The 14,667-nt window shown below is 62.6% G+C and carries 16 protein-coding genes; 14 read left to right on the top strand and 2 right to left on the bottom strand.

The genetic code is table 11. The features are described 5' to 3' along the window. Positions 1-13 precede the first annotated feature (13 nt). Positions 14-841, top strand: a complete 828-nt coding sequence (map, locus tag ACZ5G6_RS17235) for a type I methionyl aminopeptidase (protein ID WP_498686817.1) — start codon at positions 14-16, stop codon at positions 839-841. A gap of 35 nt (positions 842-876) precedes the next feature. Here the strand turns inward: map and ACZ5G6_RS17230 are convergent, their stop codons facing one another. Further along, positions 877-2,337, bottom strand: a complete 1,461-nt coding sequence (locus tag ACZ5G6_RS17230) for a chlorohydrolase family protein (protein ID WP_498686815.1) — start codon at positions 2,335-2,337, stop codon at positions 877-879. After that, positions 2,334-3,011 (bottom strand): FadR/GntR family transcriptional regulator, encoded by a 678-nt coding sequence (locus ACZ5G6_RS17225; RefSeq protein ID WP_498686813.1) that lies wholly within the window; start codon positions 3,009-3,011, stop codon positions 2,334-2,336. Before ACZ5G6_RS17225 ends, ACZ5G6_RS17230 begins: the two co-directional genes overlap by 4 nt. Before the next feature lie 97 nt (positions 3,012-3,108). Between ACZ5G6_RS17225 and ACZ5G6_RS17220 the strand changes: the two genes are divergently transcribed. From ACZ5G6_RS17220 to ACZ5G6_RS17160, 13 genes are all read left to right on the top strand, one after another. Continuing rightward, entirely contained in the window at positions 3,109-4,200 is a 1,092-nt protein-coding gene (locus tag ACZ5G6_RS17220; RefSeq protein ID WP_498686811.1) for a sugar phosphate isomerase/epimerase family protein, read from the top strand. Further along, the gene (locus tag ACZ5G6_RS17215) at positions 4,197-5,084 is read left to right on the top strand and encodes an ABC transporter permease (RefSeq protein ID WP_223933953.1); all 888 of its coding nucleotides are present in this window, start codon (positions 4,197-4,199) and stop codon (positions 5,082-5,084) included. The genes ACZ5G6_RS17220 and ACZ5G6_RS17215 overlap by 4 nt, the downstream gene beginning before the upstream one ends. Positions 5,085-5,091: 7 nt before the next feature. After that, entirely contained in the window at positions 5,092-6,108 is a 1,017-nt protein-coding gene (locus tag ACZ5G6_RS17210) for an ABC transporter permease (RefSeq protein ID WP_223933951.1), read from the top strand. Further along, complete coding sequence (locus ACZ5G6_RS17205) at positions 6,108-7,154, top strand: ABC transporter ATP-binding protein (RefSeq protein ID WP_498686809.1); 1,047 nt, start codon at positions 6,108-6,110, stop codon at positions 7,152-7,154. The genes ACZ5G6_RS17210 and ACZ5G6_RS17205 overlap by 1 nt, the downstream gene beginning before the upstream one ends. Next, a complete protein-coding gene (locus ACZ5G6_RS17200) occupies positions 7,151-7,996 on the top strand; it encodes an ATP-binding cassette domain-containing protein (RefSeq protein ID WP_223933947.1) in 846 nt (281 codons plus the stop codon). The genes ACZ5G6_RS17205 and ACZ5G6_RS17200 overlap by 4 nt, the downstream gene beginning before the upstream one ends. 1 nt (position 7,997) lies before the next feature. After that, complete coding sequence (locus ACZ5G6_RS17195) at positions 7,998-9,617, top strand: ABC transporter substrate-binding protein (RefSeq protein ID WP_223933945.1); 1,620 nt, start codon at positions 7,998-8,000, stop codon at positions 9,615-9,617. Positions 9,618-9,694: 77 nt separating this feature from the next. After that, positions 9,695-10,750: a sugar phosphate isomerase/epimerase family protein gene (locus ACZ5G6_RS17190; protein WP_498686806.1), complete on the top strand. Its 1,056-nt coding sequence runs from the start codon at positions 9,695-9,697 to the stop codon at positions 10,748-10,750. Positions 10,751-10,807: 57 nt separating this feature from the next. After that, positions 10,808-11,815, top strand: coding sequence for a P1 family peptidase (locus ACZ5G6_RS17185; protein ID WP_498686804.1), 1,008 nt, complete (start codon positions 10,808-10,810; stop codon positions 11,813-11,815). A 195-nt stretch (positions 11,816-12,010) separates the two neighbouring features. Further along, the gene (infA, locus tag ACZ5G6_RS17180) at positions 12,011-12,232 is read left to right on the top strand and encodes a translation initiation factor IF-1 (protein ID WP_011775571.1); all 222 of its coding nucleotides are present in this window, start codon (positions 12,011-12,013) and stop codon (positions 12,230-12,232) included. Positions 12,233-12,302: 70 nt separating this feature from the next. Beyond that, positions 12,303-12,416 carry a 50S ribosomal protein L36 gene (gene rpmJ, locus ACZ5G6_RS17175; RefSeq protein WP_011775570.1) on the top strand — a complete coding sequence of 38 codons (114 nt, stop codon included), beginning with the start codon at positions 12,303-12,305 and terminating at the stop codon, positions 12,414-12,416. 196 nt (positions 12,417-12,612) lie between these two features. Continuing rightward, complete coding sequence (gene rpsM, locus ACZ5G6_RS17170) at positions 12,613-12,990, top strand: 30S ribosomal protein S13 (protein WP_011775569.1); 378 nt, start codon at positions 12,613-12,615, stop codon at positions 12,988-12,990. A gap of 51 nt (positions 12,991-13,041) precedes the next feature. Then, entirely contained in the window at positions 13,042-13,443 is a 402-nt protein-coding gene (gene rpsK, locus ACZ5G6_RS17165) for a 30S ribosomal protein S11 (RefSeq protein ID WP_014922380.1), read from the top strand. Positions 13,444-13,592: 149 nt separating this feature from the next. After that, positions 13,593-14,603: a DNA-directed RNA polymerase subunit alpha gene (locus tag ACZ5G6_RS17160; protein ID WP_498686802.1), complete on the top strand. Its 1,011-nt coding sequence runs from the start codon at positions 13,593-13,595 to the stop codon at positions 14,601-14,603. The last annotated feature ends 64 nt before the right edge of the window (positions 14,604-14,667 follow it).

Raw genomic sequence — 14,667 nt, 5'->3', positions numbered from 1 at the left:
TCCAGAGGAGAACATGGCGTTCGGTCAGCCCCGCATCGAGTACAAAACCAACGAGCAAATGCGCAAGATGCACGGGGCCGGTTTGGTCCTCAGCCGTGCTCTTGATGCTGCCGTTGCGGCGGCCAAGGCGGGCGTCACCACCAAGGATCTCGATGACGTTTTCGCGGCAGTCCTGAATGACGCCGGCGCCAAGTCCAACTTCCTTGGTTACCATGGCTTCCCTGCGACCATCTGCACGTCAGTCAACGAGGAAGTGGTCCACGGTATCCCCGGGAAGCGCGTCCTCAACGACGGCGACATCATTTCCATCGACGGCGGGTGCATCGTTGACGGCTGGCACTCTGACTCTGCCCGCACCGTCATCGTTGGCACGGCGGACCCTGAGGACCAGCGGCTCTCGGATGTCACCGAGGCTGCCATGTGGCGGGGGATAGCTGCCCTGGCCAAGGGCAAGTTTGTGGGAGATATTGGCAACGCTATTGATGACTACGTTTCTTCCGTCCCCGGTAAGCCCCTTGGCATCCTTGAGGACTACGTGGGCCATGGCATCGGTTCGGAAATGCACATGGCACCGGACGTCCTGAATTACCGCACCAGCCACCGGGGTCCGAAGATCCGGCAGGGTCTTTGCCTCGCCATCGAACCCATGTTGGTACGCGGCAGCATCGAGACCGCCACCTTGGATGACGACTGGACCGTCGTCACCACTGACGGGAAGCGCTCCTGCCAGTGGGAGCACTCGGTTGCCGTGCACGAAAAGGGCATCTGGGTCCTGTCCGCCCCGGACGGAGGCGCAGAGCGGTTGGCGCCGCTCGGCGTCGTGCCTGTCCCGATCCCGTAACGCCACGCCTCGGCCCGGCGGCGGGGTGCACCGGTTCAGCGCAGAGGAAAACTCGGCGGCAGCAGTTCCTGCGTTGGCCGCTTGGCATGGTCCGAGACGCTGAAGGATGCGATGTAGTGGTCCAGGAAGTCCTGGGCACGTTCACGGTAGTCGCTCGTGTCGACGGTGACGATCCCGCCCTGGTCAACAATGGTTCGGCCAGCCACCACAACGCGCGAGATGTCACGGCCGTCGGCGTTCATCACCATGGTGCGGATCGGGTCGCCATAGGGTCCAATGTGCTGGTTGGCCAGGTCAAGAACGAAGTAGTCTGCTTGGGCTCCCGGTGCCAGGCGTCCGAGGTCTGGGCGCCCCAGCGCTTCTGCAGGGTCCAGCGTGGCTGAGCGGAAGAGATCGGCAGCCTGGGCGCTGGAACGGTCGCCTGTGACTGACTTGGTCATACCCATGGCCAAGTCCATGGCGCGGATCATGTTCGGCGGGGCGGAGTCTGTCCCCAGCACGATCCGGATGCCGCGCTCGCGGTAGGAATCATAGTTGTCCAGCATGCCGCCGTAGTGGGCCATGGGGATAGGACAGAGCAGGACATTCGCACCGGATTCCGCGAGCAGTCCAAGGTCATCCCCGGCGCCGAAGGCCTCTGGCATGAGTGGATGCCCCGGCACCGTCCAGGCGTGGGGAATGAATGTCCGATCCGCGAGGAAGCCCAGATCCGCGAGGTACGGCAGGGAACGCTTGCCGGTGCGGGCGATCATGGTTTCTATTTCGAAGAGTCCCTGTGCGGCGTGCAGGCGGACCGGAATACCTAGTTCGTCCGCGGCCTTGCGTGTCAGGCGCAGCGTCTGCTCGGTCTGGGTCTCGATGCGCGAAGGCAGCAGGGCGGTGCGGATCAGCCCGCTGGCACGTCCTTCGAAATCCTGGGCGAATCGTATGGCGTCCTCAAGTCCAGCCAGGCCGCGCCGTTCGTCTTCGTGGAGCAGTACGTTGGTGCCGTCCGTGTATGGGACGGCTGTGCGGTAGCTGGGACCGAGATAGGCGCGGAGGCCGATCGCCTCCACGGCATCTGCGGTGTCGGCCATGTCCTGGTAGTCCTCACACCACTCGTGATAGCTCTCTGAGGCGATGGGCATGAGGGTGGTGATGCCGTTGCGGACCAGCTGGGACAAAGCGAATTCGCGTCGGAAGCGGGCCTGTTCCCGGGTAAAGACGGCTCCATGGTCCTTGAGATACGCTTCGGACCACACCAGGCCCAGGCGGCGGGAGGCATCCGGCCAGGAATCGAAAATGGCATGGTCGATGTCCGCCAGAGCGTTGAGGTCGATGAAACCAGGGGACACAATCGCTTGCCCGGCATTGATCTCAACGTCCACGTGGCCGGAGTACTCCCGGCCCACGAACAGGATGTCTGCGTCATCGTGCACAAGTTCGGCGTCACGCAGGATGCAGTGGTCGTTGTCCGCGTAGCCGATCACGAAGGCCGCCTTGAGGCGTGTAATCACTTGTTCTCCAAGTCGGACGCCTGGTTGTCCAGGATGGTTCCGGCCACAAGCATCGCGTCTTGAACGGAGCCATCGCGGATGGCCTCGAAGAGGTCGTCGTGATGGTCATGTCCTGTGTTTGCCGCACGGTCGAGTCCGGCGCGGGAGGTCCAGGAACCGTCAATGCTGGCGGCCAGGGAACCGTAGATGCCCGCCAGGAGTTGGTTGTGTGCGGCGTCAACCACAGCGCGGTGGAAGTCGATGTCGGCCTCCCGGAAGCCATCGTCGTCCCGTTTTTCGGCCGCAGCACGACGGCGGTCCAGGGCGTTCTGGAGCTTGTCCAGGTCTGTTTGGTCCCGGCGTTGCGCGGCCAAAGCGGCTGCGGGTACGTCCAGGCTGCGTCGGACCTCGACCGCCTCGAAAGGGTCCGCGTCCTGGAAGCCTCGCCGGAGCGCGATCTCCTGCTCATCCACGGCGGCGACGAATGTCCCGTCCCCTTGCCGGGTCACCAGGAGTCCCGCGTGCACCAACGCACGGAGAGCCTCGCGCAAGGGAGCGCGGCTCAGTCCCAAAGCCCTGCCGAGTTCAGGTTCTGGGGGAATCCGGTCGCCCAGACCCCACTCGCCCTCTCGAATCCGTTGGCGGATGTCATCGATCGCCTCGTCGACCACACTGCGTTTGCCGTTCACCACCATGGTGCCCCCTCGTTTTCCTGCGTCCTCGAAGCGTCTCACAGGACAGCTTCAAAATCCACTCTTTCGTAAGACGTCTTACGAGTGTACCTTGTTGAACATGACCCAGATCACAAAACAAATTCCTGGCTCGAGGTCTCCACAAGACGGCAATTTCCCCGGCGTCCGCCTCGGGGTCCAGTTCACCCGCTACCCGGGAATGGAGGACCTCCCGCTGCTTGCCTCCTTGCGACAGGCGGTCGAGGACGGATTCACCCTTGTCGTCCTCAACAACATCGCTGCGGAACTTTCGGGGGAGTTGCCCGACGGCTTGGACGAGGTGGCAGCGGAAGCTGGACGGGCCGGCGTCGAACTTCAACTGGGACTGGGCTGCGCCGGCCCCGTGGGCGAACCTGCGGCGGTCCGGCGCGAACTGCGAAAGTCTCTGGCACGTGGCCTGGAACTCGGCATCAAGGAGTTCTTCGTGTACACACGGTCGGTGCGGGAGGGAATGGTGGAGCAGGGACGCTTCCTTGACCACCCCGCACAGCTCCGGGTTATCCAGGCAAACCTCCAGGCCCTGGCCGAACAGGCCCGGAACAATAACGCGCGGATCAACGTGAAGACCCACGAGGACCTCGCCTCAACGGAGGTCCGGTCCTTGGTGGAGACCTTGGACCCCGCCGTCTTCAGCATCGGACTTGATGTGGCGAACCTGGTGGTGCGCGCAGAAGACCCCCACGAGGTCGCCGGAACACTGGGACCCTCCATCCGGATGACCCATCTGGAGGACGTTGTCCTTTTCCCAGTGCAGCACGGGTACCGCCGCCGGCTGTGCGCGGTGGGTGAAGGCGTCCTGGACTGGAACGTGCTGCTCGGAAGCCTGCTTGGCTCGGGAGTACGCGATTTCACGGTGGAGCAGCATCGCGGAAAGTTCGACACACCCGTTTTCGACCGGTCGTGGTTCCGCTATGAACCCCACCTTGACGCCGCAGGCGTTGGCCAGTTGGCCCGGCTCGGCGTCCTTACGCACGACGCTGTGTCAGGCGGGCACAGTCCTGCGCTTGCCGATTGGGACGACGACCCAACCCCGGCCGAGCGCCGTCGTCAATTGCTCTACAGCGCCGCAACGTTGCGGCGAATCCTCACATCGATCGGCGCCGGTATTGCCGCTCCGGCCACGATCCTTTCCGGAGAGGAAGGACTCTCATGACAGCTTTAGCCGCCCCACAGGTTCTTACGCCGTCCAGGCGCAGGCCTTTCAGAAGCTTCCTTAAGCGTGACCGAAAGCTAACCCTCACCCTGTCCCTGCTGGCTGCCCTGGTTTTGCTAACGCTGCTTGGCCCGCTGTTCTGGCGGCTCCAGGCCGAAGCCATCAGCCTGGGTGCAGTCCTCCAAGCTCCAAGTTTCGCCCACCCCATGGGTACCGATGACACTGGTCGCGACGTGTTGGCCCGTTTCCTTGCCGGCGGGCAGACCTCCATCCTCGCCGGTCTGGCAATTGCCGTGATCGGGGCAATTGTGGGTTGCGTGACTGCGCTTCTTGCCGGTTCCATGCGCGGTTGGGTGGACACGCTCTTTACCTGGCTGACCAATTCCATCCTTTGCTTCCCGGCGCTGCTGCTGGCCATGGCTATTGCGATGGCCCTCAAACCGGGTGTGACAGCGGCCGTCATCGGGCTCTCCCTGCATTCTTTTCCCTGGTACATGCGAACCCTCCGGGGCGAAGTGATGCGCCTGTACGGGCAAGACTTCATCCGCTCCACCATGGCGATCGGCGCCCACCCGGCCAGGGTGTTGTTCCGGCATGTCCTGCCGCACCTGATACCCATCATGATCCTGCAAATGGCCGCGGTGTTCGGTGCCGCCGTGCTGTCCCTGGCAGCTCTGGGCTACCTCGGGCTTGGGGCCCAGCCGCCCACCGCGGAATGGGGCGAAATGATCACCGAAGGCCAGCAGTTCTTCCTGACCGGGCAGTGGTGGATCGCAGGTTTTCCGGGCTTGGGCCTTCTCATAGCAGTAACCCTCACCACCGTCATTGCAGACAGGGCCCGCGAAGTCCTGGATCCGCGCGGCGAATTCATCCAGGCGAAGTGAGGCTGCCATGACCAACGCGCTCCTCAAACGCCTCGGCGTGGCACTGGCCACCGTCTTCGGCGCTTCGATCTTCACCTTCATACTGCTCCGGAAGGTCCCGGGCGACCCAGCACGTGCCATCGCCGGTGATACCGCAACCGAAGAGACGGTTGCCGCCTTGCGCAAGTCCATGGGCCTGGATGACAACCTTGTGGTCCAATACGGAAACTACATGGGCTCGCTGCTTCGCGGCGACTTCGGCTTCTCATACAGCACCGGCAACAGCGTGGGCACACTCTTGGGCCAGCGACTCCCCGCGACCCTGGAGCTTGGCCTGCTATCAGTGATTATTGCGATAGTCGCCGCGGTGCTCGCGGCAAGCTTTGCGGTGTATTCACGGCGCCGGTGGCCAGACCAGCTCGTCCGGTTCGCATCCTCGCTGGCCATGGGTTCGCCGCCCTTCTGGATTGCGCTGCTGGCCCTCATGATCTTCTCGATCCAGCTGGGCATCTTCCCCGGACCTGAAGGACGGCTGTCACCGGGAATGCTCAAACCTCCAAATGTCACAGGAATGTTCACGGTGGACGCCCTGCTGGCTGGACAGTGGGGAACCTTCGCCAACGCAGCCTGGCATCTGATCCTGCCTGCAACGATCGTGGCACTCGGTCCTTTCGCCTTCCTTAGCAGGCTCTACCGAAACCAGTTGCGGGGCACCCTCCGGGAAACCTTCGTGGCCGTATCCCAGAGCCACGGACTCCGCCGCTTCCCGGTCTACAACCGGCACGTTGCACCCCACGGCCTCCTGTCCCTCCTGCCAGCGGCGTCGCTCCTCTTCGCAGACCTCCTCGCAGGAAGCCTGCTGGTGGAGAAAGTATTCGGCTGGCCCGGCATCGGTTCCATGACCGCCGACGCCATCATTCAAAAGGACTTCGGAGTGGTGCAGGCCGTACTACTGCTTGCCGCCGTCCTCTACGTAGTTGTGAGCCTCCTGGCCGATGTCCTGATGACCGCAGCTGATCCCCGCACCCGAGTAGGAGCACGCTGATGCAAAGCAATGCACTCTCCCTTCCCGCACCTGAACTGTCGTCCAATGGTCGCCCGGACCCCGTGCTCAGCGTCCGTGGACTTCGCACGGATTTCGTGACGGCCTTGGGGACCGTACACGCCGTCCGCGATGTTTCCTTCGATCTACGCCGAGGCCAACGACTCGCGATCGTGGGGGAATCGGGATCCGGAAAGTCCGCCATGGCCATGTCACTGATGGGGCTTGTGCCCCCACCCGGCAGGGTTGTCGGCGGCAGCGTAAAGCTCAATGGCAAGGAAATTGTGGGCCTCGATGACGCCGCGATCTCCAGGGTCCGCGGCAAGGACATCAGCTTGATATTCCAGGACCCCATGGCGGCATTGGATCCGTTGAAGACCATCGGAAGCCAATTCGTCGAGACAATCCGCGTTCACCAGGATGTCTCTGCCAAAACCGCCCGGAAGATGGCCTGCGAACTGCTAGGCGAAGTGGGCGTCAACGATCCCGCCCGCCGAATCTCCGACTACCCGCACCAATATTCAGGCGGCATGCGGCAACGCGTCCTGATCGCCATGGCCATCGCCAACGACCCCTCCGTGGTGGTCGCGGACGAACCCACGACCGCCCTGGACGTCACCACGCAGGCGCAGGTGCTGGACCTGTTGGCCAAGATCTGCGACGAACGCGGAAACGCCTTGGTCATGATCACCCACAATCTGGGAATCGTCGAGGAACTTTGCGACACCGTCAACGTCATGTACGCCGGCCGATTCGTCGAATCCACCACTACCGAAGCATTGTTCGCCTCCCCGGGACACCCGTATTCCAAAGCCCTCCTGGACTGCGTCATCGATCCCGCCACCGCACGGCGCGGTGCCTTGCCTGCCATCCCCGGATCGCCGCCGGACCTTTCAGTGGACGAGCCGGGCTGTCCCTTCGCGCCACGGTGCCCGATCGGCAGGGAACAAAAGCGCTGCGCCATCGAAAGGCCGGAGCCCCGCAGCCTGTCCACTGGCGCAGTCGTCCGCTGCCACTTCGCAAACGATCCCCAGGGAGTTCCAGCATGAGCATCGCAAACGCCGCCCCGCTCCTTCGGGTGGAGAAGCTCAACAAGTCCTACACCAAAGGCATTGGAAAGCGGCATAAGACACAAATCCTGCACGATGTCTCCTTTGAACTGCTCCGCGGCCAGACGCTCGGCCTTGTGGGGGAGTCGGGCAGCGGCAAATCGACTACGGCGGCCTGCGTCATGGGCCTCACCAGCGCTGACAGCGGCCTGATCGAATTCGACGGCGTGGACCTCACCACGCTTTCCAAACCCGGGATGCGAAAGATGCGCCGCAGGATCCAGATGGTCTTCCAAGACCCCAACGGCTCCCTCGACCCGCGATTCACGGTGGGGGACCTGGTGGAAGAGCCCCTCATTGTGCACGGTATCTCCGATCCGGCGGAACGTTCGCGCAGGGTGGCCAAAGTCCTGGACCTGGTGGGAATCAGCGTCAAGCAGACGCAGCGCTTTCCTTTCGCGTTCTCCGGAGGCCAACGCCAGCGCATCGCAATCGCCCGGGCCCTTGTCCTCAACCCGGACCTTGTGGTGCTGGACGAGCCCGTGAGTGCCTTGGATGTCTCCATACAAGCCCAGGTCCTGAACCTCCTGAGCGACCTGCAGGACGAGCTCGGACTTACCTACCTCTTCATCGTCCACGACCTCGCTGTGGCCCGGCTCATGAGCCACAACATCGCCGTCATGAACGCCGGCGAGATCGTGGAAGCCGGTACCGCCGCAGATGTCTTCGACAAGACCACCCATCCTTACACCCGTGCGCTGCTGGATGCAGTGCCGGGTGCCCGCCGGCGGGCGAAGGCGCTCGCATCGGCGGGAACAGCTAGCGCCATGGAAGGAAGATGATATGAAAAAGCTCCTGAAATGGACGATCGCCGCAAGGCGCACGACGGCGGCACTCGCCACCGTGGGCCTGCTCGCGCTCGCCGGCTGCGCGCAGCCCGGCGCGCCTTCCAATGCGGCAGACAGGCCGTTCACTGTGAACTGGGCCGCGTCCTTGACCAACATCGACCCTGCGTTTGTGTGCGCGGGCAATGAGAACAGCTTTGCCACCAATTTCTACGCACGTCTGGTCAAGCTCGATCAGGAAGCCCAGCCCGACGGCACCCGGGTGGCCATCAACGATCCCGAGCGGGTCAGCGGCGATCTCGCTACCTCGTGGACGGTCTCACCCGACGGGAAGTCGTATACCTTCTCCCTGCACCCCGGGGCCAGGTTTGCCAACGGCAACCCGCTGGACGCCGAAGCCGTGCGGTACTCGATCATGCGGAACCTCACTATCGGCGGCTGCGGCGCTTTGGGTTTGCAGATCGGCCTGACGGACCCGCCGCTGATCAAAGACGTCGTAGTGGTTGATCCCCAGACTGTGCGTCTGGAATTATCACGGCCGTACGCAGCAATCCTGGTGACACTGGCCCAGAGCCGCGGTTCGATCTATGACCCGAAGGTCATCAAGGAACATGGCGAGGACAAGAAAGGTGTGCCCAACCAGTGGCTGGCCTCGCATACAGCCAGCAGCAGCGGGCCCTACGTGCTCGACGAATACGTGGCAAACAACTACGCGGTCCTCACGCGGAACCCGAACTACTACGGCGAACCGGCCAAGGAAGCCGAGATCCGGGTCAACTTCATCACTTCAATCCCCACCCTGATGCTGCAGGCCCGCCGTGGCGAGGCCGACGTAACGCTCGGCCTACCGCCTTACGTGGTGCACCAGTTGAGCCAGGAGGAGTGCTGCCGTGTCACCACGGCCCCTGCCTTCGCCCCGGTGACTGTCTCCCTGGACAACTCATCGGGCACCACAGCCAATCCGAAGCTGCGGGAGGCGCTCACTTACGCGGTGCCGTATGAGCAGATCAAGGCCAGCGTTGCCTACGGCTACGCAGACAGCTTCTACGGGCCTTTCGTTCCCGGCATTCCGGGCTTCGATGCTGAGCGCTCGGCTCCGCGCCCCTTGGACAAAGACAAGGCCAAGGCATTGGTTGCGGAATCAGGGCTCAAGGATCCGCAGATAGACCTCATGATCAACCCTTCGTCGCCCGGAGTGTCCACGCTCGCGACCATCCTCAAGTCCTCATGGGAGGAAATCGGGGTGCGGGTGAACATCGATTCGCAGACTCCAACGGCTTTCGCCACAAGGTTCAACACCGGTAAATACCAGTCGGCGCTCTTGTTCGAAACCGGTGGCGCCGTGGCCGCTTACGAACTGCGCAAGAAAATGACCTGCGGCAGCTCGTTCAACAACCAGCACATCTGCATTTCCGGAACCCCGGAGCTCATGGAAAAGCTGAACGCAGCACCGGACCTGGAATCGCAGCTGCCATATATCAATGCGCTGGTGGATTCCTGGCGGGCCAACTCGCCCACCATCATCCTCTACCGGGCACAGTTCACGGCGGTGCTCGCGGATTCGGTCAAGCACTTCGACTACTCGCCGACCTTCGCTTTCTACAACTGGGGACGTTAGCGGCGTCCCGCCTCCAGGTGCCCATGCCGGTACCTGGACGAAGAGAAGACATCCAGAACTTATTAAGGACAAGAAAAATGCGAATTGGTGTTGATGGAAGCAAGATTCCCCACGAGGCCGAAGACTCTGCCGTCCAGATCCTTGAGCGTGCCCATGCGATGGGCATGGAAGGCGTCTATTTCCGTACTGTGATGGACGTTTCACCCACGCTTGACCGGGCCGTACTCCAGGAAGTGCGGGCCTGCGCCGACGAATTGGGCCTCTACCTGCAAATGGGCCTGGCCAAGGTCAATCCCTACGCCTCTGCTGAGGCGCCGCAGGTCCGCAGGCTCGGCGACGGTGACTACACACGCGGTATGGTCCGGATGATCGAGGCTGCACACGAGGCCGCCGGTGTAACCGAGCTGTGGGTGGCATGCGCCAATTATCAGCGGGGAATGCCCGGGTACTACGTGTTCGATCGCTTCCGTACGGATGCCCCGTGGCCGGACCAGCTCGTGGCGATCGAGAAATTCCTTCGCCTGCTCGCGCCGGTGGCCCGGGACCATGGGGTTCATCTGAATATTGAAACCCATGAAGAGATCACCAGCTACGAAGTGGTCCGCTTGGTGGAGGCCGTGGGCCCGGACGTCCTGGGCGTCACTTTCGACACTGCCAATGTGGTGGTCCGCGGCGAGGACCCGGTGGCCGCGGCCCGGCGCGTGGCGCCCTATACAAGGGCGACCCACCTCAGGGACTTCGTTCTCGGGGACCAGGACGGGGTATTCGGGCGCGTGTTTGCCCCGATCGGACAGGGCAGCATTGATTGGGATGCCGTTCTGGGCATTCTGCACGAGGCAAATCCGGACCTGCCGCTGTCCATCGAGAACGCCGGCCCGGCCCTGCACCTGCCAATTGGCCTGGACGATCCCGACTGGCTGGCCGTGCATCCGGATCTGGACCAGCGGGAGGTTGCCCGGATCCGTGAAATGGCTGCCGAATACCAGGCCAAGGTGGACGGGGGCGGGGCGCTCCCGCTGAGCCGGTTGCGGGCCATCCCGTACGACGCCGAACGCTTCATCCACGATTCCGCCCAGGCCCTGCGCGCCACGCTTGGCCGCCTCGGCATCGCGGAGGGTGCCATCGCGCGCTGACGTGACCGCCCGGAAGCCAATTGCAGTGCTTAGGCTTCCGGGCGCACGTGGAGCACAATGGGCTTCATGGCGTCCCAAATCACCGATGTACCGGGCATCCGTATTGGCCATGTTCAGAAGAACGACGGCGGGTGGCTCAGCGGCGTGACAGTCGTCCTTCCGCCTGTGAAAACCGTGGGGTCGGTGGACGTACGTGGGGGAGGCCCTGGTACCCACGAAACTGACGCTCTTGATCCGACCACGCTTGTTTCCACGGTCGACGCCATCGTGCTGACGGGTGGCAGTGCGTTTGGCCTGGCCTCAGCTACTGGTGCCCAGCTCTGGTGTGAGGAGCAGGGCCGGGGCTTCGCGGTTCCTGGGACAGTGGTGCCGATCGTCCCGGCAGCGGCCATCTTCGACCTCGGGCGCGGTGGCGACGTCAAAGCACGACCCGATGCCGACATGGGCTACCAGGCAGCTACTGCTGCGTTCGCCTCAGGTGACCATGCCGCCGTCGAGCGCGGAAACGTGGGCGCAGGCACTGGCGCGGTGATTGCGCGCGGACAGTACAAGGGCGGGGTCGGGACGTCCTCGATCACGCTGGATGGCATCTCCAACGACGGCAGCCAAGTAATCGTGGGCGCGATCGCGGTGGTGAACGCGCTCGGTGCTCCGGTGGGGCTGGGGCCCGGCGACGCGCGCCACCGGGCTCCAGGACCAGAGGGGCCGGTCGCAGAACCACTGGCCCCTCCGCAAGGTCTCAATACGACGCTCGTCGTGATCGCTACGAATGCTGTTCTTGATGTGGCCGAGTGCAAGCGGACCGCATCGTCCGGGCATGCGGGGCTGGCGCGGGCTTTGGATCCGTCCCATACTTTGGCGGACGGTGACACCGTGTTTGCGTTGGCGACTGGCGCCGTCGAGCTTGATCGCAGTACCGAGCAGGCGCGGCAAGTATCGCTGATAACGCTCCAAAGTGCCGCAGCCGAAGCCGTGCGTTTGGCGATCCTGGACGGTGTTGCAGCGGCCGAAAGTGTCACGACGGCGGCAGGAGACTTCCCGGCTTACCGGACCGTAGGGGAGTGACGGGCAGCGGTACGTGCGCTACCATGGACGGATTTAACTTTCCGGCCCCATTGGCGTAGAGTTATTTGTTGGTTGTCTGTGCAGCCACGCCCTTTTTAGTGTCGTGGTTCCAAGAGGGCCAAGCAAACAAAAAACGTCCGTTGGATTTTCGGTGCCTAACCGGAGGACAGCGGCAAACAACAGTTAGCGGAGGATATGGCCAAGAAGGACGGGGTCATTGAGATCGAGGGCGTTGTGACTGAGGCGCTGCCCAATGCGATGTTTCGTGTTGAGCTCACCAACAAGCACGTCGTTCTCGCACACATCTCTGGGAAGATGCGTCAGCACTACATTCGAATCCTCCCCGAGGACCGGGTAGTGGTGGAGCTGAGCCCATACGACCTCACACGTGGTCGTATCGTCTACCGCTACAAGTAAATTGCTGGGCGGCAGGCAATAGTGCCAAGCCGCTCCAGCAGATCAACTGCAAAACACGCAAAGGAACGCCATGAAGGTCAAGCCGAGCGTCAAGCAGATCTGCGACAAGTGCAAAGTGATCCGCCGTAACGGCCGGGTCATGGTGATCTGCGAGAACCCGCGCCACAAGCAGCGCCAGGGCTAATTCCCCTTCCGGGAATCAGCGCCCGCAAGGGCAAACCTGGGTTGCTAGCCCACGCAAGTAAATAAAGGCAGCACAAGTTGTGCCAGGACTGCATTACAGAGCCTGGTCAGCGTACCCCCGGTCGGAGGCTGGGGCCACACGGATCGTGTGGGTGTACTGCCTACGACCTCCGGTTTATTCAAGGAGTACCGCCACTATGGCTCGTCTCGCTGGCGTAGACATTCCCCGCGAAAAGCGGTTGGAAATTGCGCTTACTTACATCTACGGCGTGGGCAAGACCCGTGCACACGAAACCCTGGCTGCCACCGGCATCAGCGCTGACGTTCGCGTCAAGGACCTGACTGACGCCGAGCTGGTCCAGCTGCGTGACTACATTGAAGGCAACTACAAGGTTGAGGGTGACCTTCGCCGCGAGGTAGCCGCTGACATCCGCCGCAAGGTTGAGATCGGCAGCTACGAAGGCCTGCGCCACCGCAAGGGCCTGCCCGTACGCGGACAGCGTACGAAGACCAACGCTCGTACCCGCAAGGGCCCGAAGCGCACCGTCGCCGGCAAGAAGAAGGCCGGACGTTAATCCCTCGGGATTGACCTGGTTTTCCCCCGATAACTTTCTGTAGGAGAAACAATGCCCCCGAAGACTCGTGGAGCGGTTCGTAAGCCGCGTCGCAAGGATAAGAAGAATATTGCGCTTGGCCAGGCGCACATCAAGAGCACCTTTAACAACACCATCGTGTCCATCACGGACCCGAACGGTGCTGTAATCTCCTGGGCTTCCGCCGGTGAGGTTGGCTTCAAGGGCTCCCGTAAGTCCACCCCGTTCGCTGCCCAGATGGCTGCCGAAGCTGCTGCAAAGCGCGCTCAGGAGCACGGTCTGCGCAAGGTTGACGTATTCGTCAAGGGCCCGGGATCCGGACGCGAAACCGCAATCCGTTCGCTTCAGGCTGCTGGCCTCGAGGTTGGCTCCATCCAGGACGTCACCCCCAGCGCCCACAACGGTTGCCGCCCGCCGAAGCGCCGCCGCGTCTAATTAGGTATTCCCTGCCTGACCGGCCGGGCCTGCTGTACATGGTTTCGACCATCTACAAGCATGGCCCGGCTGGTCAGGCTGGAAACCGAAGCCGATTTCCACCACCTGTGTTGCGTCATATAGCGGATGCTCGCCGAAAGGAAACCTAAGTGCTCATTGCACAGCGCCCCACCCTGTCTGAAGAAGTTGTATCCGAGAACCGCTCCCGTTTCATCATTGAACCGCTGGAGCCGGGCTTCGGCTACACCCTCGGAAACTCCCTCCGCCGTACCCTGCTCTCCTCCATCCCCGGTGCTGCTGTAACCAGCATCCGGATCGATGGTGTGCTGCACGAGTTCACCACGGTTCCGGGTGTCAAGGAAGATGTCACCGAGATCATCCTGAACATCAAGAACCTTTCGGTTTCCTCCGAGCACGACGAGCCGGTTGTTGCTTACCTGCGCAAGCAGGGCCCCGGAATCGTCACCGCCGCGGACATCGCTCCGCCGGCCGGCGTCGAATTCCACAACCCGGATCTGCACATTGCCACTCTGAACTCGAAGGGCAAGTTCGAACTCGAACTGACCATCGAGCGCGGCCGTGGCTACGTTTCGGCAGCTCAGAACAAGTCCGGCGACTCCGAGATCGGCCGTATTCCGGTTGACTCGATCTACTCGCCGGTCATGAAGGTAACCTTCCGCGTGGAAGCTACCCGTGTTGAGCAGCGCACCGACTTCGACAAGCTCATTGTCGACGTCGAGACCAAGCAGGCAATCGCTCCGCGCGACGCCGTTGCTTCTGCAGGCACCACCCTGGTGGAACTGTTCGGTCTGGCTCGTGAGCTGAACACCGCAGCTGAAGGTATCGAGATTGGCCCGTCGCCGACGGACGCTGCCCTGGCAGCGGACATGGCTCTGCCGATCGAGGATCTGGACCTTACCGTCCGTTCCTACAACTGCCTCAAGCGTGAGGGCATCCACACCGTGGGTGAACTCGTTGCCCGCTCCGAGGCTGACCTGATGGACATCCGTAACTTCGGTGCGAAGTCCATTGACGAGGTCAAGGCAAAGCTCGTCGAACTGGGTCTGTCCCTCAAGGACTCCCCTCCCGGTTTCGATCTCGCAGCCCGCGCCGCAGCCATCGAAGAGGACGACGCCGCGTTCAGCGACGACGAGCTCTAAAAAGCAGATCTTGGCCGTATGGTCCAGCGATGGACCTTACCGGCTTACACAACAGGAGAAATAA

It is taken from the genome of Arthrobacter sp. TmtSoilC51 (genome assembly GCF_055388015.1).
Note: the sequence above shows the minus strand (reverse complement) of the source record. Positions and strands in the feature narration are given on the sequence as shown.